Annotated in this window: 28 protein-coding genes and 1 pseudogene; 8 read left to right on the forward strand and 21 right to left on the reverse strand. The window is 59.8% G+C overall.

Annotated elements, in window-relative coordinates; all coding sequences use genetic code 11:
• Positions 1 to 157 precede the first annotated feature (157 nt).
• The gene (locus tag ACKFRY_RS00615; RefSeq protein ID WP_040424880.1) at positions 158 to 406 is read left to right on the forward strand and encodes a DUF6457 domain-containing protein; all 249 of its coding nucleotides are present in this window, start codon (positions 158 to 160) and stop codon (positions 404 to 406) included.
• A complete protein-coding gene (fdhD, locus tag ACKFRY_RS00620) occupies positions 406 to 1,224 on the forward strand; it encodes a formate dehydrogenase accessory sulfurtransferase FdhD (protein WP_150851462.1) in 819 nt (272 codons plus the stop codon). The genes ACKFRY_RS00615 and fdhD overlap by 1 nt, the downstream gene beginning before the upstream one ends.
• Here fdhD and ACKFRY_RS00625 read toward each other — a convergent pair.
• Positions 1,221 to 2,006 carry a formate/nitrite transporter family protein gene (locus tag ACKFRY_RS00625; RefSeq protein WP_005328006.1) on the reverse strand — a complete coding sequence of 262 codons (786 nt, stop codon included), beginning with the start codon at positions 2,004 to 2,006 and terminating at the stop codon, positions 1,221 to 1,223. The genes fdhD and ACKFRY_RS00625 overlap by 4 nt on opposite strands.
• 142 nt (positions 2,007 to 2,148) lie before the next feature.
• Between ACKFRY_RS00625 and ACKFRY_RS00630 the strand changes: the two genes are divergently transcribed.
• The gene (locus tag ACKFRY_RS00630) at positions 2,149 to 3,030 is read left to right on the forward strand and encodes a hypothetical protein (protein ID WP_408922982.1); all 882 of its coding nucleotides are present in this window, start codon (positions 2,149 to 2,151) and stop codon (positions 3,028 to 3,030) included.
• Positions 3,031 to 3,132: 102 nt separating this feature from the next.
• Here ACKFRY_RS00630 and rplE read toward each other — a convergent pair whose 3' ends face one another.
• The 3 genes from rplE to rplN are packed head-to-tail and all read right to left on the reverse strand — an operon-like array spanning position 3,133 to position 4,374.
• On the reverse strand, positions 3,133 to 3,684 hold the full coding sequence (gene rplE, locus ACKFRY_RS00635; RefSeq protein ID WP_200436216.1) for a 50S ribosomal protein L5: 552 nt from the start codon (positions 3,682 to 3,684) through the stop codon (positions 3,133 to 3,135).
• Positions 3,685 to 3,686: 2 nt separating this feature from the next.
• Positions 3,687 to 4,001, reverse strand: a complete 315-nt coding sequence (gene rplX, locus ACKFRY_RS00640; protein ID WP_005322810.1) for a 50S ribosomal protein L24 — start codon at positions 3,999 to 4,001, stop codon at positions 3,687 to 3,689.
• 4 nt (positions 4,002 to 4,005) lie between these two features.
• Positions 4,006 to 4,374: a 50S ribosomal protein L14 gene (gene rplN / locus ACKFRY_RS00645; protein ID WP_005322812.1), complete on the reverse strand. Its 369-nt coding sequence runs from the start codon at positions 4,372 to 4,374 to the stop codon at positions 4,006 to 4,008.
• Positions 4,375 to 4,931: 557 nt separating this feature from the next.
• Here rplN and ACKFRY_RS00650 point away from each other — a divergent pair.
• Complete coding sequence (locus ACKFRY_RS00650) at positions 4,932 to 5,840, forward strand: hypothetical protein (protein ID WP_040424882.1); 909 nt, start codon at positions 4,932 to 4,934, stop codon at positions 5,838 to 5,840.
• Between the two features lie 280 nt (positions 5,841 to 6,120).
• Here ACKFRY_RS00650 and ACKFRY_RS00655 read toward each other — a convergent pair whose 3' ends face one another.
• Positions 6,121 to 8,142: a sucrose-specific PTS transporter subunit IIBC gene (locus tag ACKFRY_RS00655; RefSeq protein ID WP_408921525.1), complete on the reverse strand. Its 2,022-nt coding sequence runs from the start codon at positions 8,140 to 8,142 to the stop codon at positions 6,121 to 6,123.
• 133 nt (positions 8,143 to 8,275) lie between these two features.
• Positions 8,276 to 9,484, reverse strand: coding sequence for a glycoside hydrolase family 32 protein (locus tag ACKFRY_RS00660; protein WP_005322822.1), 1,209 nt, complete (start codon positions 9,482 to 9,484; stop codon positions 8,276 to 8,278).
• 20 nt (positions 9,485 to 9,504) lie between these two features.
• Between ACKFRY_RS00660 and ACKFRY_RS00665 the strand changes: the two genes are divergently transcribed.
• Both ACKFRY_RS00665 and ACKFRY_RS00670 read left to right on the forward strand, forming a co-directional pair.
• On the forward strand, positions 9,505 to 10,389 hold the full coding sequence (locus ACKFRY_RS00665; RefSeq protein ID WP_408922983.1) for a carbohydrate kinase family protein: 885 nt from the start codon (positions 9,505 to 9,507) through the stop codon (positions 10,387 to 10,389).
• Positions 10,386 to 10,778, forward strand: coding sequence for a multidrug transporter (locus ACKFRY_RS00670; RefSeq protein WP_005322825.1), 393 nt, complete (start codon positions 10,386 to 10,388; stop codon positions 10,776 to 10,778). Before ACKFRY_RS00665 ends, ACKFRY_RS00670 begins: the two co-directional genes overlap by 4 nt.
• 36 nt (positions 10,779 to 10,814) lie before the next feature.
• Here the strand turns inward: ACKFRY_RS00670 and ACKFRY_RS00675 are convergent, their stop codons facing one another.
• The 4 genes from ACKFRY_RS00675 to ACKFRY_RS00690 all read right to left on the reverse strand — a co-directional run bounded on the left by ACKFRY_RS00675 (position 10,815) and on the right by ACKFRY_RS00690 (position 14,802).
• Entirely contained in the window at positions 10,815 to 11,657 is an 843-nt protein-coding gene (locus tag ACKFRY_RS00675) for an ABC transporter ATP-binding protein (RefSeq protein WP_250409611.1), read from the reverse strand.
• Positions 11,658 to 11,742: 85 nt separating this feature from the next.
• On the reverse strand, positions 11,743 to 12,777 hold the full coding sequence (locus ACKFRY_RS00680) for an iron chelate uptake ABC transporter family permease subunit (protein ID WP_250413069.1): 1,035 nt from the start codon (positions 12,775 to 12,777) through the stop codon (positions 11,743 to 11,745).
• Between the two features lie 3 nt (positions 12,778 to 12,780).
• Positions 12,781 to 13,755: a FecCD family ABC transporter permease gene (locus ACKFRY_RS00685; protein ID WP_408922984.1), complete on the reverse strand. Its 975-nt coding sequence runs from the start codon at positions 13,753 to 13,755 to the stop codon at positions 12,781 to 12,783.
• 99 nt (positions 13,756 to 13,854) lie between these two features.
• Positions 13,855 to 14,802, reverse strand: coding sequence for an ABC transporter substrate-binding protein (locus ACKFRY_RS00690; protein ID WP_005322837.1), 948 nt, complete (start codon positions 14,800 to 14,802; stop codon positions 13,855 to 13,857).
• A 129-nt stretch (positions 14,803 to 14,931) separates the two neighbouring features.
• Between ACKFRY_RS00690 and ACKFRY_RS00695 the strand changes: the two genes are divergently transcribed.
• The gene (locus tag ACKFRY_RS00695; RefSeq protein WP_408922985.1) at positions 14,932 to 15,726 is read left to right on the forward strand and encodes a siderophore-interacting protein; all 795 of its coding nucleotides are present in this window, start codon (positions 14,932 to 14,934) and stop codon (positions 15,724 to 15,726) included.
• A gap of 73 nt (positions 15,727 to 15,799) precedes the next feature.
• Here the strand turns inward: ACKFRY_RS00695 and rpsQ are convergent, their stop codons facing one another.
• The 11 genes and pseudogenes from rpsQ to rpsJ all read right to left on the reverse strand — a co-directional run bounded on the left by rpsQ (position 15,800) and on the right by rpsJ (position 20,972).
• The gene (rpsQ, locus tag ACKFRY_RS00700) at positions 15,800 to 16,108 is read right to left on the reverse strand and encodes a 30S ribosomal protein S17 (protein WP_005322841.1); all 309 of its coding nucleotides are present in this window, start codon (positions 16,106 to 16,108) and stop codon (positions 15,800 to 15,802) included.
• A 2-nt stretch (positions 16,109 to 16,110) separates the two neighbouring features.
• Positions 16,111 to 16,342 (reverse strand): annotated as a pseudogene (rpmC, locus tag ACKFRY_RS00705) (50S ribosomal protein L29).
• Positions 16,342 to 16,758 (reverse strand): 50S ribosomal protein L16, encoded by a 417-nt coding sequence (gene rplP, locus ACKFRY_RS00710; protein WP_005322843.1) that lies wholly within the window; start codon positions 16,756 to 16,758, stop codon positions 16,342 to 16,344. The pseudogene rpmC and the gene rplP overlap by 1 nt, the downstream one beginning before the upstream one ends.
• 3 nt (positions 16,759 to 16,761) lie before the next feature.
• Positions 16,762 to 17,505, reverse strand: coding sequence for a 30S ribosomal protein S3 (rpsC, locus tag ACKFRY_RS00715; RefSeq protein WP_005322844.1), 744 nt, complete (start codon positions 17,503 to 17,505; stop codon positions 16,762 to 16,764).
• Entirely contained in the window at positions 17,505 to 17,867 is a 363-nt protein-coding gene (rplV, locus tag ACKFRY_RS00720) for a 50S ribosomal protein L22 (RefSeq protein ID WP_005276938.1), read from the reverse strand. Before rplV ends, rpsC begins: the two co-directional genes overlap by 1 nt.
• 3 nt (positions 17,868 to 17,870) lie before the next feature.
• Entirely contained in the window at positions 17,871 to 18,149 is a 279-nt protein-coding gene (gene rpsS / locus ACKFRY_RS00725) for a 30S ribosomal protein S19 (protein ID WP_005276936.1), read from the reverse strand.
• 13 nt (positions 18,150 to 18,162) lie between these two features.
• Positions 18,163 to 18,999 (reverse strand): 50S ribosomal protein L2, encoded by an 837-nt coding sequence (gene rplB / locus ACKFRY_RS00730; protein WP_005322845.1) that lies wholly within the window; start codon positions 18,997 to 18,999, stop codon positions 18,163 to 18,165.
• 35 nt (positions 19,000 to 19,034) lie between these two features.
• Complete coding sequence (gene rplW, locus ACKFRY_RS00735) at positions 19,035 to 19,337, reverse strand: 50S ribosomal protein L23 (RefSeq protein WP_023020550.1); 303 nt, start codon at positions 19,335 to 19,337, stop codon at positions 19,035 to 19,037.
• Positions 19,337 to 19,990: a 50S ribosomal protein L4 gene (gene rplD / locus ACKFRY_RS00740; protein ID WP_005322847.1), complete on the reverse strand. Its 654-nt coding sequence runs from the start codon at positions 19,988 to 19,990 to the stop codon at positions 19,337 to 19,339. The genes rplW and rplD overlap by 1 nt, the downstream gene beginning before the upstream one ends.
• A complete protein-coding gene (rplC, locus tag ACKFRY_RS00745; RefSeq protein WP_005322848.1) occupies positions 19,987 to 20,643 on the reverse strand; it encodes a 50S ribosomal protein L3 in 657 nt (218 codons plus the stop codon). The genes rplD and rplC overlap by 4 nt, the downstream gene beginning before the upstream one ends.
• 23 nt (positions 20,644 to 20,666) lie before the next feature.
• Positions 20,667 to 20,972: a 30S ribosomal protein S10 gene (rpsJ, locus tag ACKFRY_RS00750; RefSeq protein WP_003848085.1), complete on the reverse strand. Its 306-nt coding sequence runs from the start codon at positions 20,970 to 20,972 to the stop codon at positions 20,667 to 20,669.
• Positions 20,973 to 21,691: 719 nt separating this feature from the next.
• Between rpsJ and ACKFRY_RS00755 the strand changes: the two genes are divergently transcribed.
• Complete coding sequence (locus tag ACKFRY_RS00755; RefSeq protein ID WP_005322849.1) at positions 21,692 to 22,171, forward strand: Asp23/Gls24 family envelope stress response protein; 480 nt, start codon at positions 21,692 to 21,694, stop codon at positions 22,169 to 22,171.
• Positions 22,172 to 22,174: the final 3 nt, after the last annotated feature.

Genomic DNA, 22,174 nt, shown 5'->3' on the forward strand with positions numbered 1-22,174 from the left:
CTGCAGCTCAGCGCGCCAAAATCCGCATTGATTGGGGCACGCTGACGCCTCGGCGCAAGCACGAGGTACTATGCTACGCCATAACCTGCGGTTTTCCAAATAATCTAGCGCCTTCATTAGAGTCGAGACCAGCACGAACGTATATAAGGAGATGGTGATGAGCCAAACACACGAGGACCCCATCCAATCCGCACACGAGTGGCTCGAAGAAGCCGCCCGTCACCTCGGCCTCGATCCTCAGGAGGCAACCGCACTCACCCGCGAGATCCTGGACCTCACCAAGGACGTTGCGCACAATCGCTCCCGCCCCGCGGCCCCACTTACTGCCTTCCTCGTGGGTCTAGCCTCCAGCAATGTAGAGGAAGCCCGCAGCAATATCGATGTCTTGAAGCAGGAGCTGCAGTAATGGCCGGCCGCAAGAACTCTACCTTTGCCGTCACCAAGGTCCGCCTGGGAGATGGCCTGCAGGTCGATACCCGCGCCGATACCGTCGCCGGCGAGGAGCCCCTCGAGATCCGCGCGGGTGGTCAGACCATCACCACCACCATGCGCACCCCTGGCCATGACATTGAGCTGGCGCATGGGTTCTTGCATTCAGAGGGCCATATTGCTTCGCTTAGCGACGTCACCGAGGCCCGCTACTGCGCCGGCGCCACCGTCAACGGCATGAATACCTACAACCTGCTCGACATCGATCTGGCGAAGAAGAACGTACTGGACCTGAGCGATCTGCGGCTAACCACCACCACTTCCGCCTGCGGCGTATGCGGCACCTCTTCTATCGAGGCTTTGGCTAAGCAGACCCGCTACCCGATTCCGCATATACCAGTGGACCCCTATGTCGTCGCCAAGCTGCCAGACAAGCTCCGGGCCGAGCAGAAGCAATTTAAAAAGACCGGCGGCATTCACGCCGCCGGTGCCTTCACCTTGGACGGTGAACCGGTAGTCATACGCGAGGATATCGGCCGCCACAATGCCGCGGATAAGGTCATCGGCCACCTCCTATTAGAAGACCGACTCCCCGCAGATGACCTCATTTTGGTGATGAGCTCCCGCGCCAGCTTCGAGCTCGTCCAAAAGGCCGCGATGGCCGGATTCGGCATGCTCGTTGCCGTCAGCGCCGCCTCCTCCCTGGCCGTAGAGACGGCCCGCGAAACCGGGATGGCGCTCGTCGGCTTCGCTCGCGGCGACCGCTTTAATCTGTATTCCGGCGAGCTCGCCTAGTCGCGGTAAGCCTCCGGCCCACGGTTAAGCCAGGCGTATACGCCGCCAATCAGCAGACCGCCGCCAATCAAATTGCCGATCCACACCAGGATCCAATTGAGCGCCACGTTGCCGGCCGTCAAAGCTGCCGGAACCGGGTCGGAGGCGAATAGCGTGATGCTAAACAGGCAGAAGTTCGCAATAACGTGCTCCAAGCCCAACGCTACGAAGGCACCGATAATCGGGATAATGACAAAGAACTTCGACGCCGCGTCTTTGGCAAAGACGGCTCCGACGATGCCCATATTGACCACGAAGTTTGCCGCGATGGCCTCTACCAGCATGCCTTGTGGGGACTTGGTGAGTTTTCCTTCAGAAACCGTAACCAACAGGTGCGAGGGATCCAGGTCTGCAAATTTGGCGGACATAGCCATGATGGCGGCAAAGATGATCGCGCCTACCAGGTTAAAAATGGTGGTAATGAGCAGCAAGTAGAGCGCTTTACCCCACGACACATGCTTATTGCTGGCGGCATAGACCATGTACATCATGTTGCCGGTAGCCAGCTCCGCGCCTAAGAGCAAGATGGCGAACAGGCCCACACCGAAGAACAAGGAAAATGCCACTGCGCCCATCCCTGGCGCTACTCCATTGACGGCCTGGCCAACCACACCGGCGAAGGCGGTACCAATGCACAGGTACACACCCGCCAACGTGGAGCGCACCGCAAAGCGAGAGAAAGATTCATCCAACAAGGTGACCTTTTTGACAGCTGCCGCCTTGGCAGCATCATTGAGAGACAATTTTTACCTCATTAATCAGAGCGAATTCAATCCCTCTAATCCTATCCTGACCACCTGTTTCCGAGCCAATTCACGGTACGCGCGTCCTTTCGTTGTAAGCTAAGGCTTTCCCCTAGCCCCTAATCTTCTCTTCGGAGGTCGCATGGATTCCCACTACCGGCCGCGGAGGGAACCGAATCGGCTTCCCACTAACGGGCGCCGGCACGTTCCATCGCGTTCCCAGCACACAGATGCGGATCGCGAGTGGCGCCAGGCCGAGTCGCGCACCCGCCAACAACAACGCCGCCGCCCGCCGCGCCGCATCGAGGACACCTCCCTCCCTCGCCAGCGCCGCAAGCCCACCCTGTGGCACCGCATCAAAGAAGCATGGAAAACCTCTGGCATCCTACGCGTCGTTGTGGGAATCGTCGCCACGATAGCGATCGCCAGCACCATCAATCGCGTGGTCAATCCGCCCGAAGGCCTGGAGACCAACGAGGTCACTGCCCAAGAGGCGCCTGCTATCGACCCTTCCCCCGCGGTAGAGCTCTTCATCCCCGCCATCGAGGTACACGCGGAGTTTGAGGATGGTTCCTGCCGCGTGGTCAATGGCGCTATCAATCCAGACACCATGAATAAGGCCTGTACCTACACTGCCGATGATCGCCCTTACTCGCTGCCAGGCACCACGGCCCAAGACGTCGTCGTCATCGCCGGACATACCGGGGCGGGCGTGCCAGGCGTGTTCAATAATCTCTACGATGGCTCTGCCAATGAGCACAAAGTTCATCTGGGAGACAAGCTCTACGTGCGCACCGCCAATTCCGGACAGAACTGGCTCATCTACACCGCAACCGATCTGCACGACCCGGATAAGCAAGGGCTTTCCGACGACGCCTCTATCTGGGGCGATGGCCCCATGCCCGGCCGCCTGCTCACCATTAGCTGCATCCAACCTGCCAACCCTTTGGAGCCAGCGGTACGCAACGCGGTCGTCGGCTGGCAGTACGAGGGCACCACGCACACGGAAGCCGAAAGCGCCTAAGCCGGCTATCACCATCGCCTCCGCCCCGCCGACCGCCAGCACTGCTCAAAACCAAAAAATCCCAACGCCCCTTTCGGGGAGTTGGGATTCTTAGCGCTCTATTTACTTGAACGGGAAGCCGAGCTCGCGCAGGAGCTTGCGGCCCTCGTCGTCGTTAGTAGCGGTGGTAACGACGGTGATGTCCATACCACGAGGGCGATCGATCTTGTCGATGTCGATCTCGTAGAACATGGACTGCTCGGACAGGCCGAAGGTGTAGTTGCCGTGGCCGTCGAACTGCTGATCAGACAGACCGCGGAAGTCACGAATACGTGGCAGCGCGATGGTCAGCAGGCGGTCCAGGAACTCCCACATACGGTCGCCGCGCAGGGTAACGCGTGCGCCGATAGGCATGCCCTCACGAAGCTTGAAGTTCGCGATGGACTTCTTAGCGCGACGCAGCTGCGGCTTCTGACCGGTAATAGCGGTCAGGTCCTCGAGTGCGCCGTTGATGACCTTGGAGTCACGTGCAGCTTCGCCAACACCCATGTTGACAACAACCTTGGTGACACCAGGGATCTGCATGACGTTGTCGTAGTTGAACTCGTCATTCAGGGACTTGCGGATTTCCTCGCGGTAGCGAGTCTTCAGACGCGGGGTGTAGTTCTCGCTCATTTTTAGATGTCCTTCCCGTTGCTACGCGCGATACGGACCTTCTTGCCGTTCTCGTCGAAACGGTAGCCCACGCGGGTCGGGTTGCCTTCGGAGTCAACGATCGCAACGTTGGACACGTGGATCGGAGCTTCCTGGGTAACGATTCCGCCGGACTCGGCGCCACGCTCGGTAGCGGAGTTAGCGACGTGCTTCTTGATGCGGTTAACGCCCTCAACGAGGACCTTGTCACGCTTTGGGTATGCCTCGATGACCTTGCCCTTCGCGCCCTTATCTGGGCCCGAAATGACGATCACCATATCTCCCTTATGGATCTTCATAAGACTAGATCACCTCCGGTGCGAGAGAAACGATCTTCATGAAACGCTTGTCACGAAGTTCGCGAGCAACCGGTCCGAAGATACGGGTACCACGGGGCTCGCTATCGCCCTTGAGAACAACTGCAGCGTTCTCGTCGAAGCGAATGTAGGAGCCGTCCGGACGACGGGTCTCCTTCTTGGCGCGGACGATAACGGCCTTAACTACGTCGCCTTCCTTGACGTTGCCGCCTGGAACGGCGTCCTTGACAGTCGCGACGATGACGTCGCCGATGCCAGCGGAGCGTCGGACAGAGCCGCCGAGAACGCGGATGCACAGCAGTTCACGTGCACCAGAGTTGTCGGCGACGCGCAGACGCGATTCTTGCTGAATCACTATAGGTCTCCTGACCTGGATTGATGTGCGGTAAGATTTCCGTCCTTGCCGCACGCGGTCTACAAACTTGCGATGCTCAAGCCTTGACAACGGACTATGCCGAAGGGTCTCGGACCGGCGGTTCGGAAACGCACCGCTACGGGCCGACCAGCTTTTGCAACCTATACATTCAACCACACGCCAGCGCCTATACCAAAACACCGCTTAGCACTTGCCGACACCCCCTCCCCTCCCAATTTATTTTCGCCAACACCCCCGCCTACCCCTTGGTCCCTAAATTCGAATGCAATGACACGCATACATGGAGAAGTTAACCGCATTATCTGCAGATTTACCCAACACCCTAAAGGTTTTTAGTGCAATTTCAGCCGCACACCCGTTCCATTTTGTCCGGTTTCCCACACCTGCAACGCATGAAAATTACAGTTATCTAATGTTTCCAGCGTGACAACTGTGAATTCTGTGACTATCGTGATTGGCGTCGAGAACGACTCATATCTTTTGGCGCGTACCTCCACCGGATGCGCGTAACAACACATTCCCTTAAGGAGAACCACATGAAGCGTTTGCCACAGACTCTGACCGCTGCAGCACTGACTGGCGCACTCGCCTTCGGCGGCGCAGCTGTTGCCCAGGCTCAGATGCCACTACCAGCTTCCATCGAAGCCGATGGTATTACCTACGACAAGCAGTCCGACGGCAGCTACGCACCACGCGACCGCTTTGAGAACCCAGCCGGCGAGAAGTCCGCGCCTATCCTCACTGAAGATCAGGCTCGCGCTATCTGGGAGCGTCAGCAGTCCGAGGATGGCGAAAACACTGATTCTGAAGCCCCTGGAACCGAGACCGATACTGAAGGCGCAGCCGACGCCGAGGGTACAGACTCCGAGGGCTCCGAAGAAGAGGGCATCCCTGCCCCAGCCACCAAGAAAGACGCAGAGGGCAACGAGTGGTACCAGAGCCTGAAGGATCCGGCTATCTACGTTAACGACCCAGCTAAGGTGAACGAAGAGATCACCGACGAGATGCGCGACGCTTACGCCAAGGCATTCCCGTCTGAGGATCCGAAGCCTGGCTTCGACAAGAAGAAGCTGGCTTGGTTGGCTCTTCCGGCTGCCCTGGTTATCGGTGGCATCACCTGGTACCTGTCCCAGGACGGCAAGACCTACGTTAAGGACGAGGCACGCAAGGGCCAGGAGCCAACCGCTGAGGAGAAGGCTGCTTCCGAGCAGATGCTGAACGCCAACAAGGATGAGGTTGTTGCTCAGGGCGGCAAGCTGGCCGAGGGTGACGCCGCACAGGCTGGCGCACCTGCTGCACCGGCTGCTGGCGAGGGCACCGATTCCGTTCGCGGCATGGCCGCTGAGACCGGCTCCAACTCCGTTGCACAGGCTCTGGCTGCTCTGGCCGTAGCTGCAATGGTTGCTGCTGGCGCCTTCGCTGCGCGCCGCAAGTTCTTCGCTTAAGAAAGAACTCCCCTACTGAGTAGGGTCTGAAACTGAGACTGGCTGTGCCGGTCGGACTACGGTCCGGCCGGCACAGCTTTTTGTATGCCTGACTAAAACTGCGTTCACGCAGAATCAAGGGCCCATCCGATTTAAGGCCGATCTGATCAGGCTTAATTGAGGTAGAAAAAGCCGATCTGAGGAGTGGTTTTCCTCAGATCGGCCTGATCACTATGGACCTAATGGGATGGCCCTAATGTGATGGGCTCGAGAGCCCACCGTTGGCTTTTAAGGATGCGGATTAAGACGCGGATTCGGAAGCCGGCGAGGCTGTCTGCGCAGGTACTGCGGCGGGCTTGGGATCCACGGTAAAGATATCGGTGCCGGAGCCAATGAGCTCGCCGGGGCGGAAGGCCTCGGTAGGAATAACAGGGCCGGTCTTCTTGGAGTTGGAGACCACCACTGGGGTGGTTACCGGGAGGCCGGCGGCCTTGATGGCGTCGATATCGAATTCGGCAAGGACATCTCCCCTCTTTACTTCATCACCCTTGGTGACGTGGGAGGTGAAGTGTTCGCCTTTGAGGTTTACCGTATCGAAACCAATGTGCATGAGGATATCGATATTTCCCACCGCCGGGTCCTTGGTGCGGATGGCGTAGGCGTGATGAGAGGAGAAGGTGACGGTGATTTTGCCGTCGGCAGGCGCAACCAGCTTGCCCACGGTCGGCTCGATTGCTACACCCTGGCCCAGCTTGCCGCCAGCAAACATGGGGTCGCTGACCTGAGACAGTGGTACAGCGGTGCCTTCCAGCGGGGAGAAGATGGTGCACGCATCGTCGGCAGCTACCGCAGCCGGGGTGGCTGCGGCGGCCTGTGCCTCGGCTGCGGGAGGGTTGACCTCATCCGGGTCGATGGAGCCATTCTTGCGAATGAGCACGCGGCCGTAGAGGTACGCACCCACAAAGGCAACCACGAAGGAGATAACGCCGCACAACAGGAAGGTCGGGACGAAACGGGGGACGGAGACGAAGCCGATGAAGCCGGCGGCACCGAGGGCGTCGGCAAGCACGCCAAAGATGGCGATGAAGGCAGAAGAAATAGCAGATGCTGCCATGCCGATATAGAACGGCCAGCGCAGGCGGAGGTTCACGCCGAAGATGGCGGGCTCGGTAATGCCAAAGAGGGCAGAAATACCGGACGCACCGGCCAGGCCCTTGAGCTTTTCGGAGCGGGCCAGGAAGTACACGGCGAGCGCGACGCCACCCTGGGCAATATTGGCCATGGAGGCAATCGGGAAGACGAAGGAGCCGCCCTCGTTCCACAGCATCGTCTCAATCGGCGGGAAGGATTGGTGCAGGCCGGTAATCACAATCGGCGAGTAGACGAGGCCGAAGAGGAAGCCAGCGACGGGACCGGCAAAGTCATAGAGGTTGGCCAGGCCCATGCCCAGCCACTCACCGGCCGTGCGCAGGATGGGACCCAAGCCCATGAAGGTCAGGAAGCCAGTAATCAACAGGGTGAGCAGTGGGGTGAGCATGAAGTCCACCGTGCCCTTGAGGTGTTTGTGCAGGAATTTCTCTAAGGTGGCGAGAATCCACGAAATCACCAGGATGGGCAGGATGGAGCCCTGGTAGCCGGCCTGGGCGACGTCGAAGCCGAAGATGTTCCAGTAGGACATCTCACCGTTTTCAATCGCCTCGGCCACGCTGTAGCCGTTGACCAAATCGGGCATGACCATCGCCATGGCCATACCGGCGCCGAGGAACTCGTTTCCGCCGAAGCGCTTCGTCGCGGTAAAGCCGACGAGGATGGGCAGGAAGGCAAACGGCGCAGAGGCGAGCAGGTTCACTAGGCCGGCAAAGCCTTCCCAGGCGGGGAACATCTGGATGAGGGATTGGTCACCAAAGAGCCCTTCGGCCGTCAAGACGTTGTTGAGCGCCATGAGCAGACCGCCGCCAAGCAAGATCGGGATGAGCGGAACGAAGATATCCGCAAGCACCTTGACCGCACGGCTGAACCAATTGCCGGATTCGGCAGCGATGTCTTTCAGGCGGTCGGTGGATACGGCCACGTCCTTAGAAATGAGGCTGGTCATTTCCTGGAAGACGATATTGACGTCGCCGGGGCCGACGATGACCTGGAACATGCCGCCGGCCTCAAAGGTGCCCTTGAGGTCGGGGTCATTATCCAACGCGGCGGTGTCTACCTTGTCAGAATCTTGCAGCACCATGCGCAGGCGCGTGGCGCAGTGCGCGAGTGCGATGATGTTGTCTTCGCCGCCCAGTGCTTTTAGCGTGCGGGCGGCTACTTCCTTGTGATCCATAGAAGAGCCCTTCAGTGTAATGGCTCACATCCAATTGCCGAACGTGACTGCTTATTTCCATTACAGCCGGGATTCGGGCCTAAGTCCACACATTCGGGCGGAGTGTTGGCAACTTCACCGGTTCCGGGTACACCTACCCGCGCGGCTCCCACCCCTGCCAGGGGGACTCGCCAAACACGGCGAAGGACGCGGCGATGCGACCGCCACCGGCATAGACCTCAACGGCGCAGCCATCAGCAATCAAGCGCATCTCCCCATCCGGGCAGTCGATGGGATCGCCGCCGTTAAAGGCGATGGTCCCGTCGCGTTGGGTGACGCGGAAGGCTTCGTCCCCGGCGGCGTCGATAAGAGCAAAGGAGCCTTCGCCCTTGATGTCGATGGTGGAGCCAAAGCCTTCTCGCCCGTGGGTCTCCGGCAGGGCGGACCACAGCGGCTCTTGATGCAGGTAGTTATCCTCCAGCCAGATGCGGCGCGGCAGCGTCAAGGTATGGACCCAGCCTTCCGTTGGGGTGTCATCCTGGGCGGGCATGCCCATCCACCCCAGTAGGATGCCGTCCTCGGTGGCCTGGGGCGCATAGAACTGGGTGCCATGGTCAAGGAGGGTAAAACCGCGCTCAATATGGAAATTCAGGCCATCGAGCGTGCCCACGATATATCCGCACCGATCCGTTTCTGCCTGGGGGCAGAAGATGAGGACCTGCTTATCGCCCAAGGTGAGGAGGTTGGGGCACTCCCACATGTAGCCCCCAGGCAGTTGCGAAGGATCGTCGAAGGAAATCTCGCCCTGGAATTCCCATTGGGCCAGGTCCTGCGATCGGTACAGCACAATGGTGCCGCGCTCGTCTTCGGTCTGGGCACCGATGACCATCCGCCAGCCATCGCCATCGCGGGTGATCTGTGGATCCCGGAAGTGCCCGGTATAGCCCTCCGGGGAGTCCGGAATCAGGGGATTATTCTCGTCGCGAAGGTAGATGCCGCCCTCCGGGCCCGAAGGGTCTATGGCACGCACGCGGTTCTGGGACGGAATGCGACGGCCATCATCTTTCAAATTGCCCGTATAAAACAGCCAGACGTCGGTGCCATCAACCACCGCCCCACCCGAGTAGCAGCCATCCTTGTCATAGGGCAGGTCCGGGTATAAGGCATCGGGGTGGTGCTGCCACGGCGTAGGCGCCGATACGCTCACCGTCGCATGCCCCCAGCCCGTACGCTTGGGCTTGCGGGGAAACGCCGGGTCGTGCTGGTAGAACACGTGCAGGGTATCGCCATCCACAAAGACGCCATTGGGATCATTGAGGCGGCCTTGCGGCGGGGCGAGGTGAAAATTGGGACGGTAGTTCATATCCCCGATACTATGGAAACATGACTATTCATGTGTGCGGTGAAGGCCTCGTGGACCTCGTTCCAGTGGCCCCTGGCAGCTTGAACGACCACACGCCGGCGCTGGGCGGCGGGCCATTTAACGTGGCCATCGCGGCGGCGCGACTGGGCGCCGCTGTGGAATTCCAGTCCCGCATCTCCACCGATGGTTTTGGACAAGAACTTGTCGGCCGCCTCACGGCCGAGGGTGTCACCACCACTCACCTGCAGCGCGGCGACGAACCCACCACTTTGGCCGTGACAACCATCCACGAGGATGGCTCGGCCTCCTATAACTTCTATATCGAAGGCACGGCCGACCGCCTGGTCGAGCCACAGCTGGTCCCGGCCGATATCGCGTGCTTCGGCACGGTCTCCCTCGCCCTTGAACCTGGTGCCTCCCGCTATGCGCAACTGCTGAAGGATTTTGCCGCCCAAGGCACGTTAGTCGCCCTGGATCCGAATATCCGGCCGTTCTACGCCACCCAACAGCACCGAGAATTCCTAGCGGATCTACTCCCCCACGTCACCTTGCTTAAGCTTTCTGATGAAGAGGTCGAGTTCCTGGGCGACGACCTCATTTCGCAGGTGCCCATCGTAGTGGTCACCCGCGGCAGCGAGGGCCTGAGCGTTCGCGCGGGCGATACCACTCTCACGGTGCCGGCCGCGCAAGTAACCGTCTCCGATACCATCGGTGCCGGCGACACTATCATGGCCGCCCTGCTGACCCAGATTGATGAACGCGGGCTGGACGCCGCCGCCCTTACCACCCTGGATCCGGCGCAGTGGAAAGACATTTTGTCCTTTGCCGTGGCTGCCGCTGGCATCACCGTCTCCCGCAAGGGCGCCAATCCCCCGCGCCGCGAGGAAGTAGAGTCATCGCTATGACCTACACCAAGCGCACCCTGTGGTTGCACGCCGCGCTCTTTATCCTCGCGTTTCTCGCGTTTATCCTGCCCGTAGTCTTTGGCGCCTCCGCTCTACTTCCTGTCTGGTTGACCGGCGGGCTGAGTCTGGGGCTTGCAGCTTGCGCGCTTGTCGACGCCGCCTATAAGTTCTTCGCACCTACCTCCCCTCGTAGCCTCCGCCTGCTCTCCGGTCTCGCCGGGCTCGTACTCCTTATTGGCTGGGGAATCTGGGTCTATATCTACGGCAATATGGCCGCCGTAGGCACAGGCTCCTATCGAATCGGCACCTTTTTGCTCGGCGCGGGAAGCGTGCTCAATCTTTTTGTAGTGGCAATTTCTTTTCTAGATGTACAACGAAAGGTCAAGTAAAGCGTCTAGCACACAGCCACTATTGGCAGCTCTCCACTAATGCGCCGCTACGACGCGGCGGGGAACGATAATGGGGGCATCGCCAAGCGGATCCTCCCAGGCCTCAGCCTCGATGCCATAGGCCTGCGCCAATACCTTCGGCGACAGCGCTTGTTTCGGTGCCCCACGAGCGATGATATCGCCGGATTTCATCACCACCATGGAATCAGAATAGTGGCCCGCCAGCATGAGATCGTGTAGGACTACAACCACTGTCTTTCCCGCCTGCGCCTGTGCGCGGGCCAACTCCAGCATGCGCATGGCATGGGCAGGGTCGAGGAAGGTCGTGGGTTCATCGAGAAGCAGCACGGGCGTATCTTGTGCCAGGGCCAACGCCAGCCAAACGCGCTGGCGCTGCCCGCCCGATAGCGAAGCGATATCACGATCGAGGAAGTCCACAATGTCGGTAGCCTCGCAAGCCTGCGCAATGATCTCCCGGTCCGTAGCGGAAAGGCCGCGCATCCTTCCTTGATGGGGATGACGCCCGCGCGCGACCAACTCCCCCACCCGCAGCCCATCGGGGGCCACGGGGTGCTGTGGCAGTAGCGCCACCTGCCGCGCGGCATCCTTCGCGGACATGGCGTGTAGGTCAACTTCCCCCACCATGACGCTGCCCTGCCGCGGGGCCAGGATTTTCGAGAGAGTTTTCAGCAGCGTGGACTTGCCGCAGCCATTCGGCCCAATGAGCGTGGTAACTTCGCCGGCGCGGGCGTGCAGATCAACGCCGGCAAGGATATCCTCGCCATCCTTATATCCCGCATGAATGCCGGTGGCGTGGAGGCTGCACCGAGGCTTCGGGCTCGTGGTCTGTTTAGGCTGATTAGGCTGATTATCCTTCATTTCTTTTCCTTCATCCACGTCTGACTGTCTAGCACCATCCGGCGCGATGCTTGTCCGTTTCCCCTGCTGTGCCGCGGCACAACGTTTAGCTGCGCCCGGCCGCATTCCACACCACTATCACCAAGGCGCAGCCGCCGATGACCGAGGAAACCGCACCCACCGGTGCATTTACCGGGATAGCACCGGCGATCACAGCACACACGGTCAGCAATGCTGCGCCCGCGGCCGCTGATGCCAACGGTGATGGCGTGGGGGTGCGCGCCACCATCCGCGCCAGGTGCGGCGCCAACAGCGCGATAAACCCAATGGGCCCGACCACCGAGACCACCACGGCACTGATACCGGTTGCCGCAATAAGCAGGAGGGCTCGCTGGCGGGAGATGTTTACGCCCAGGGTGGTTGCGGAGGAATCATCATGGGCAAGCAGCGGCAGCTCCCGCGCGCACCAGATACCTATGGCGAGAAACGGCGCTAATGCCGCCAAGAGGGGGAAGATGACCTCCATGTGCACAAATCCAGTCGATCCCGCGAGCCAAGTCTGCGCCTCCGCAGCACGCAGGATCTGGGCGCTGCGCATTAAATACGCGACGAGGGCGTTAAACATCAGCGATAACGCAATACCGATGATGACGATGCGGTTGCTCGTACCGATGCCACCCAGAACAGCGAGGAGGATGACAACGAGGAGGGCGCCGATCATCGCCAAGCATGCCCGCCACCAAAACTCCGGGATACCCTCGGCGAAACTGGGGCGCGAATGCACGGTGCCCAAGACCACCAGCACCGACGCCCCGCCGGTAACGCCTAAAATATCCGGGGAGGCCAGCGGGTTACGAGCCATGGTTTGCGTCCAAGAACCGGCCAAGCCGAGGGCGGCACCCACGATAACGGTGGCGATGGCAACCGGCAGGCGCAAGTCCCACACCACCCTGATGTGGTTCTTGCTGCCGCCTCCGGTGAGGACATCGATAACCTGCCGCGGACTCAATGCCATGGGACCTTGCCCCAGTAACACTAGGTACGCACTAAGGGCGATGAGGATGAATGCCAGCGTGGAAGCGAGCACGCGCACGTGCCGGCGGCGTTGTTGAGCTTTTAAGATAGTGCTGATTGCGGTCATGCTTTATTGCCCCCATGCTCTGCCCACGCCGCGGTGAGCACCCCAAATGAGGAAAGGTGCGCCCACTATCGCGAGGACGATCGACATCTCCAGCTCCGAGTTCCCCGCAATGAGGCGGCCGGTGATATCAGCGACAAGCACGGCACAACCGCCCAAGAGCGCAGAGGGCAAAAGCAAGGTGGCAACGCTAGGGCCCACCACCCGCCGCACGATGTGGGGAATGGCAAAACCGACGAAGGCAATGGGACCCGTTGCTGCCGTTGCGCTGCCAGCCAACACCACGACGCTGAGCGCCGCGCCCGCCCGCGCGGTAGTGGGGGACCCACCCAAGGCGAGGGAGGACTCCTCCCCCATGGCCAAAAGGTCGAGGGGTCTAGCCACCATCGCCGCGCACGCTACGCCAATAACTAGCCCTATGCCCGCGATCGCGACATCTTCTGGGCCGCGGCCAAAGGTCGAGCCGATAGTCCACCGCCGCATGCTATCGAGGACGTCCGTGGAATATAGACCGATGATCGTCGCGCCCGATCCCAAAGCTGCGGAGACGCCGGCGCCCACCAGAATGAGCGTCAGGGGATCCTCAAACCGCCGCGATACGGCTAAGACCAAAAGCGTAGTAATACCCGCGCCAACGAGCGCGAGGGCGGTCCGCATACTGGTGGAGGTAGCAATGCCAATGGCCGTGCCTAAGGCAACGAAGAAGGACGCGCCCGCGGTAACACCAATAAATCCTGGATCCGCTAGCGGGTTTCTGGTCCACGATTGCGCCAGCACACCTGCCACAGCAAGGGCCGCGCCGGCGAAATAAGCCAAGAAGGTGCGCGGCATGCGCAGGTTCCACACGATATCGCGGATATCCTGCTCCCCTGCCCCGTGCAAGGCAGCAATAACCTCCCCGGGCGGAATCGAGCGGGATCCCACCGCCAAAGACGCCACCGCCAACACCAGGCTGGCGAGGATGAAGACGACAAGGAGCATCTTATGCCCCTGTGCCCGCGCTAATACCGGTGTGGTAGTAGGACTACCTGCTGTGGAAACCGGCAGGATTTTTTGGCCGTCTTTCGTGGTTGCTAACAATTATAGCTTCTCTTCAAATTTATCTACTGCCCAGGGGATGGTCACCGGATTGGGCATACTCATGGCATTGCCGGTATCGGTATCCAAGTAGCGCACGCGACCCTCCTTGACAACATCGAGGCCTTGGAAGGTCTTATCCTTCTTCAAGGCATCTGAGGAGCCGTTGTAGTCCAGGACAAAGAGGTAATCAACCTGGTTAAGCTTCGCGTAGTTTTCTGGGGCAATGTCGACGAAGAAGCTGCCGCCATCGCCCTGCAATGCATCGGGGATCTCCATGCCAAGGTCCTCGATAAATTGTCCACGCCCATCCTCCTCGGTGTATAGGCCAATTTTGCCGTCATAAGGCATGACGATGGCCGCAGACTTATCCTGCAATTCCGCGTGCTCGTGGCGGAATTCCTCGAAGGCCTTTTCGGTGTCATCGATAAGCTTATCGCCTTCGTCTTCTTTGCCCACCGCATCCGCGATGGTCTCTACCTGCTTTTCCCAGGGCACCTGCCAGTCTTCATAGCCGTTCGGCTTGACGGTGGTAGGCGCGATTTCTTCCAGGGATCCCTTCGTGCGTGCATCCACCGCCTGGTTCACCGCAATGATCTGGGTGGGGTCCGCCGCGGTGACCTGCTCAAAGGTATCCGCCGTAAATCCGGTTGCGGTATTATAAATCACCTCAGGCTTCGCCTCGCCCAAAAGTTCCTCTGCCCAGGGGCCGACGCCAGAAGGGTCGCCATCGCCCTCAGCACCCCACGGGGCCACCGTTACGGGAGTGATCCCCAGGGCAAGCAGCGTGTCGGCATCACCTAGACCCAGACTAGCCACGCGCTGCTCGCTGGCAGCGTCGGTCGCCTGAGCTGTTTCATCGCCCTCACCACGCGAGCAACCGCCTAAAGCTAAGGCTCCGGCGGAAAGCATTGCTACTGCGCCCATGGTGCGACGGCCGAAAATCCTCATGAGGTTAAGCCTTTCAATAAAGGAGGAAAATAACCTTGCTTACCCTATAACGCATAGGGTCAATTAGGCAAGGCTAAACTAAAATAGTAATTTAGTAGACGCATGAACCCTTCTCTACAATCGGCCCCAATGTCTGCGCACGAACTCATCCCCGTTACTTTGACCGCCAATAAACGGATCCGTCCGCGCTTGCACCGGCTCACGTTCTACGCCGAGGCTTTCCGGACATACACCCTCTCCGGTCCCGATGAATTCTTCGGACTCGTCATGCCCCGAGCTGAACAGGAGTTTACACCCTTCCCCGTCGACGGAATAAACCTCCGCTCGGCTGTGAGCGCGATCGACGAGGAGAGGCGGCCGGACCTGCGCTGGTACACCATCCGCGCGCTCCACTCGGAGGAGGCCACAGTCGATGTCGACGTGGTGACACACGGCGATTCAGGACCTGGCTCGCGGTGGATTCGCCGCGCACAAGCCGGGGATACAGCGGGATTCTTCACCTGCAACGACCTGTGGCGGCCAACCGAGAAGCCACAACTTCTAGTCGCCGACGCATCCGCCCTGCCCGCCCTGCGGCACATTTTGGCCTACCAAGAAGACCATAACCCGGAAATGCTTCGGGCCACCGACGTTATGGCCGTCGTTACCAGCAACGACGAGGTAGAACCAGGCCTCGCAGCTAGATGGGAGGCGAGCGTACGCAGCCTGCGAATTATTCATACCCAAGCGCACGAGGAGGCGGAGGCTGTCGTTGCCGCCCTGAGAGCGGACTATGCCGGTGCGCCGGGTCCAGGGTACGTATGGGCTTCCGGCGAGGGGAGCCTAGCAAAAAGCGTGCGAGGCCTCGCAGTGAATGAATGGGGCCTAGATACCACCGACGTCACATGGGTTCCCTACTGGTTTTATGGCAGGGCCCGGCCGTAAAGAAGTCCTAAAACGGCGAAGCCCCCGCTCCGAACTCTAGGTTCGGTAGCGGGGGCTTCGTGCTGGCTAGTTTTTACTTAGCCTTCTCGATGATCTCAACGAGACGGAAGTGCTTGTCCTTGGACAGCGGGCGGGTCTCAGCGATGCGTACGAGATCGCCGATGCCTGCGGTTTCTTCCTCGTCGTGCGCCTTAACCTTCTTGTTAGAGCGCATGATCTTGCCGTACAGGGCGTGCTGCTTGCGGTCTTCCAGCTCGACAACGATGGTCTTGGTCATCTTGTCGGATACTACGTAGCCGGTGCGAACCTTAGGAGCGCCCTTGACCTTCTCCTTCTTCGGAGTAGGTGCCTTCTTGGAATCAGTCACGTTAGCCTCACTCATGATTAAGCCTCAGCTCCCGGAGCAACGGACAGGCCCAGCTTCGCGCTCGCGCAGAACGGTGTAGATGCGGGCAATGTCGCGCTTAACCGTGCCGATGCGGCGGTTGTTGGTCAGCTGGCCGGTGGCCTTCTGGAAGCGGAGGTTGAACAGCTCTTCCTTCGCATCCTTCAGGCGGGACTGCAGCTCAGCGTTGTCGAGCTCACGGAACTCGTGGGCGGGGGTACCGGTTGCCATTAGAACTGGTCCTCCTTCTTGATGATGCGGACCTTGCAAGGAAGCTTCTGGCCTGCGCGGCGCAGAGCCTCAATAGCAACGGCCTCGGTTGGGTAGCTCATCTCGAAAAGTACGCGGCCTGGCTTAACGTTAGCCACCCACTTCTCGACCGGGCCCTTACCGGAACCCATACGAACGCCGAGCGGCTTCTGGGTCAACGGACGGTCCGGGAAGATGTTGATCCACACCTTGCCACCACGCTTGACGTGGCGGTTGATGGCAATACGTGCGGCCTCAATCTGACGGTTGGTGATGTACGCCGGCTCGAGAGCCTGGATTGCGTAATCGCCGAAGTTGATGCGGTTACCGCCCTTGGACACGCCGCGACGGTTCGGGCGGTGCTGACGGCGGTACTTAACACGCTTAGGAATCAGCATGGATTAGCCCTCCTGCTTCTGCTGTGCACGCTGGCGGCGCTGGCCACCGCGGCGGGAGCGACCATTGCGGTCACGGCCACGGCCCTGTGCCGGAGCGTTCAGTTCGGACTCGCGTACGCCACCGACGACGTCACCCTTGTAGATCCACACCTTGATGCCGATGCGGCCGAAGGTGGTGTGGGCCTCTGCGGTGCCGTAGTCGATTTCGGCGCGAAGAGTGTGCAGCGGAACGCGACCCTCGTGGTAGCGCTCAACGCGGGACATTTCTGCACCGCCCAGGCGGCCGGACAGCAGGATCTTGATGCCCTTAACCTGTGGCTGGCGCATAGCAGACTGGATAGCCTTGCGCATTGCACGACGGAATGCGACACGGTTAACCAGCTGCTCCGCGATGGAGTGAGCAACCAGGGTTGCGTTTGCGTCTACCTGCTTGACCTCGAGGATGTTGAGGGCAACCATCTTGCCGGTGAGCTTTTCCAGCTCACGGCGGATGCGGTCAGCCTCAGCACCGCGGCGGCCAATCACGATGCCCGGGCGGGCGGTGTGAATGTCGACGCGGACGCGGTCACGGGTGCGCTCGATGACGACGTCGGCAATGCCGGCGCGGTCGAGGCCCTTGTTGAGGTAGTTACGAATCTTGATGTCTTCGGCTACGTAGTTCGCGTAGTCCTTATCGGCGAACCAGTGGGTCTTCCAGTCGGAAGTGATGCCCAAACGTAGGCCGTGAGGATGGATCTTCTGGCCCATTACTTGGCCCCTTCCTGCTGGCTTTCGACAACCACGGTGATGTGGCTGGTGCGCTTACGAATCATGAATGCACGACCCTGTGCACGCGGCTGGAAACGACGCATGGTCGGACCCTCGTTGGCATATGCCTCGGAGATGACCAGGGTGCGTGGGTCGAGGCCGAAGTTGTTCTCAGCGTTAGCGGCTGCAGAAGCAACGACCTTGGCAACTGGCTTGGAAGCACCCTGCGGTGCGTACTTCAGGATAGCCAGGGCTTCGCTTACGGACTTGCCGCGGACCAGATCGAGCACGCGACGTGCCTTCATCGGGGTGACGCGGACGTAGCGGGCCGTGGCGGATGCGGAGGTGATGGTCTCACTCATCGCTTATCGACGTCCCTTCTTGTCATCCTTGACGTGACCCTTAAAGGTCTTGGTTGGTGCAAACTCGCCCAGCTTGTGGCCGACCATGGAATCCTCGATGAAAACCGGCACGTGCTTGCGGCCGTCATGGACGGCGAAGGTGTGACCGATGAAATCGGGGAGAATGGTCGAGCGGCGAGACCAGGTCTTGATGACCTGCTTGGTGCCTGCATCGTTCTGAGCATCCACCTTGTTGAGGAGGTGCTCATCGACAAACGGGCCCTTCTTAAGGCTGCGTGGCATTGTTTACCTCCTCTTAGCGCTTCTTGTTCGGGCGACGACGGCGCACGATCATGTTGTTGGAGTAACGGTTCGGGTTGCGGGTGCGACCCTCCTTGTGGCCCCATGGGGACACAGGGTGGCGACCACCCGAGGTCTTACCCTCACCACCACCGTGTGGGTGGTCAACCGGGTTCATAACGACACCGCGGACGGTCGGGCGTACGCCCTTCCAGCGCATACGGCCGGCCTTGCCCCAGCGGATGTTCATCTGCTCGGCGTTGCCAACCTCACCAACGGTCGCGCGGCAGCGGATGTCCACACGGCGGATTTCGGAAGACGGCATACGCAGAACTGCGTACTTGCCTTCCTTACCCAGCAGCTGGATGGAAGCACCAGCGGAGCGAGCCAGCTTAGCGCCAGCGCCCGGCTTGAGCTCCACAGCGTGGATGGTGGAACCGGTCGGGATGTTACGCAGCGGCAGGTTGTTGCCAACCTTGATATCTGCGTTCGCGCCGGACTCAACGATGGTGCCCTGCTTCAGGCCCTTAGGGGCGATGATGTAGCGCTTCTCGCCATCAACGTAGTGAAGCAGTGCGATGTTTGCGGTGCGGTTCGGGTCGTACTCGATGTGAGCGACCTTTGCCGGGATGCCGTCCTTGTCGTTACGACGGAAGTCGATCAGACGGTAACGGCGCTTGTGGCCACCGCCGATGTGGCGGGTGGTGATGCGGCCGTAGTTGTTACGGCCACCAGTCTTGCTCAGCGGGCGCAGCAGGGACTTCTCCGGAGTAGAACGAGTGATCTCGTCAAACTCAGAAACGGAGGATGCGCGGCGACCCGGAGTTGTCGGCTTGTACTTACGAATAGCCATAATTCTTCCTTTTCCTTTCGGCTCTCCGGTGGCGCTTAAGCGCCGCCGCCGAAGACGTCGATGGAGTCGCTGCCTTCACGGAGCGTCACGTATGCACGCTTGGTGGACTTACGCTGGCCGTAACCGGTGCGGGTGCGCTTACGCTTACCTGCACGGTTCACGGTGTTCACGGAGTCAACCTTTACGTCAAAGATCTGCTCTACGGCATCTTTAATCTGGGACTTGTTGGAGTCCGTGGAGACGTAGAACGTGTATACGTTCTGCTCCATCAGACCGTAGGACTTCTCGGATACAACCGGAGCGATGATGATATCGCGTGGGTTAGAAATCTTAGCCATTAGTTCTCCTCCTTATCCGCGCCGGTTGCGCGGTTGATGAAGGTGTGTAGCGCCTCAACGGAGAACACAACGTCATCGGAGTAGAGAACGTCGTAGGTGTTGAGCTGGCCAGCGTCCAGGATCTGGACGTTAGGCAGGTTATTAGCGCTACGACGAGCATTGATGTCCTCGCGGCCGATGACCAGCAGCACGTTCTTGCGCTCGGTCAGGGACTCGAGGAAGGCCTTGGCCGACTTGGTGGACGGCTTCTGGCCCGGTACGAGCTCTTCGATGACGTGGATGCGCTCGTTGCGAGCACGGTCAGACAGTGCACCGAAGAGAGCAGCCTTGATCATCTTCTTAGGGGTGCGCTGTGCGTAGTCGCGTGGCTGTGGGCCATGGACAGTGCCGCCACCGGTGTAGTGCGGTGCGCGGATGGAGCCCTGGCGTGCACGGCCGGTGCCCTTCTGACGGAAAGGCTTGCGACCACCACCGCGGACGTCGCCGCGGGTCTTGGTTGCGTGGGTGCCCTGGCGTGCAGCAGCAAGCTGAGCGTTAACAACCTGGTGCATCAAAGCAATGGATGCCTCGGTGTCAAAGATTTCAGCTGGCAGGTCTACAGAGCCGTTGGTCTTACCCTCGGAAGTGTGGACGTCTAGCTTGAGGTTGCTCATGCGTGTGCACCGCCCTTCACTGCGGTCTTAACGGTGACGAGGCCGCCGCGCGCACCAGGGATAGCACCCTTGATGAGCAGCAGGTTGGACTCGGCATCGATTTTCTGAATCTTCAGGTTCTGGGTGGTCACGCGGTCGTGGCCCATACGGCCAGCCATGCGCTTGCCCTTGAAGACGCGGCCCGGGGTAGCAGCGCCGCCGATGCCGCCAACGCGGCGGTGAGCGGCCTGGTTACCGTGAGCTGCGCCCTGGCCTGCGAAGCCGTGGCGCTTCATGGCGCCGGCGTAGCCGTGGCCCTTGGTCTTGCCGGTGACGTCAACGAAGGTGATGCCCTCGAAGATGTCAACCTTGACCTCTTGGCCAACCTCGTATGCAGAGGTGTCGTCCATGCGGATTTCCGCAACGTGACGGCGCGGGGTTACGCCAGCCTTCTTGAAGTGTCCACCAACCGGCTTGTTTGCCTTGCGTGGGTCGATTTCGCCAAAGGCGATCTGGATGGCGCTGTAGCCATCGGTTTCGGGGGTGCGAATCTGGGTGACAACGCATGGCCCTGCCTCGACGACGGTAACCGGCACAACGCGGTTGTCCTCGTCGAAGACCTGGGTCATGCCGAGCTTCTTGCCCAGAATGCCCTTGATCTCGTTTTCACTCATTATTTGTTCTCCACCAAAGTCGCTTACTGGATGTTCACGTCGACGCTTGCCGGAAGATCGATGCGCATAAGAGCATCAACGGTCTTCGGGGTTGGGTCGAGAATGTCGATCAGGCGCTTGTGAGTGCGCATCTCGAAGTGCTCGCGAGAGTCCTTGTACTTGTGCGGAGAACGAATAACTGCGTATACGTTCTTCTCGGTTGGGAGCGGCACTGGGCCAACTACACGAGCACCGGTACGGGTAACGGTCTCGACGATCTTCTTTGCAGAAGCGTCGATAGCCTCGTGGTCATAGGCCTTCAGCCGAATGCGGATTTTTTGTCCCGCCACGCTTATCCTCTTCCTCGCTTCCCCACTTTCACATTCCCGGCGTTTCCGGGGCGTGAAGCGGTGGGAAATTGCTTCTCGATTTCTCTATAACGTTGTCCGGGCTTGGGGCCTGACACAACGCCAGTGGTCTGACTGTCATGACGACCAAGAGTTGCGGTACATGGCAAGTGCCAGGACGCAGTGCTCTCGACGGGGTACAAGACCCGTAGTCAAAGTATTGTGAAGAGGACGGTTTTCACGCATTACACGTGGAGAGTGTCCAATTCGTCTACTGCCGCTGTTTATTTGCCATGCCCCTTCTCCGGTCCATCTTCTCGGGGTGTCACTGCTCTAACGCGGACCTAGCCCGATTGGATGACCTTCCAGTCAATGCTTCAGGTTTCCCTGAACCATGGCGACAACGAAGGTGTCATGTTCGCTTTACCAGCTCAGCGTCTCCCCGAGACTCATGCTTGGCGACGTCCGCCGCCATCACCGAACCTCGGTTCTCGCTGCCCTGTTAAAGCAACCTTTGTATTTAAGCATGTTGGGCTGCGGTTTTTCAAGCCGCGTATTAAACCGTGCCAAAAATCACGTTTTGGAAAAATTTGTTACCTCGCACCCCACACTGGGCTGAGAAGTATCTAAGCTCGGAGGTAATGGCTGTGGACTCTTTGTCCTGCCTAGATAGTTGAATATCGCGTTCATGCATCACCCAATAGAGAAAGGCTCACTCGCCCATGTCTGAAAACAAGACCCCTGCACAAAACTCCGACAACCAGGTTCCTGCTTCCGAGGAGCGCGAGGTCAATAACAACCTGGAAACCCAGTACGGCACCACCACCATCGATGATGTCGTGGTCTCCAAGATCGCCGGCATCGCTGCTCGCGAGGTTTCCGGCGTGGATGCCCTAGGTGGCGGCGGAGCCCGCATGATCGGCAATATCCGCGAGTCCTTCGGTGCTTCTGAGGACGTCCGCCAGGGTGTGGACGTAGAGGTAGCGGACGGCACCGCTCGCATCGACATTGCCATCACCGCTGAGTACGGCGTGGCCATCCACGAGCTCGCCGAGGCCATCCGCCGCAACATCATGAATGCCGTTGAGCGCATGACCGGCCTGAGCGTCGAGCGCGTCAACGTTGTTGTTCACGACGTAAAGCTGCCAAAGGATGAGTCCGAGGCAGAAGACCAGGCTGCTTTGAACCAGGGTCAGGCTTAAGCC

It is taken from the genome of Corynebacterium tuberculostearicum (assembly GCF_046097255.1).
Lineage (GTDB): Bacteria > Actinomycetota > Actinomycetes > Mycobacteriales > Mycobacteriaceae > Corynebacterium > Corynebacterium tuberculostearicum_J.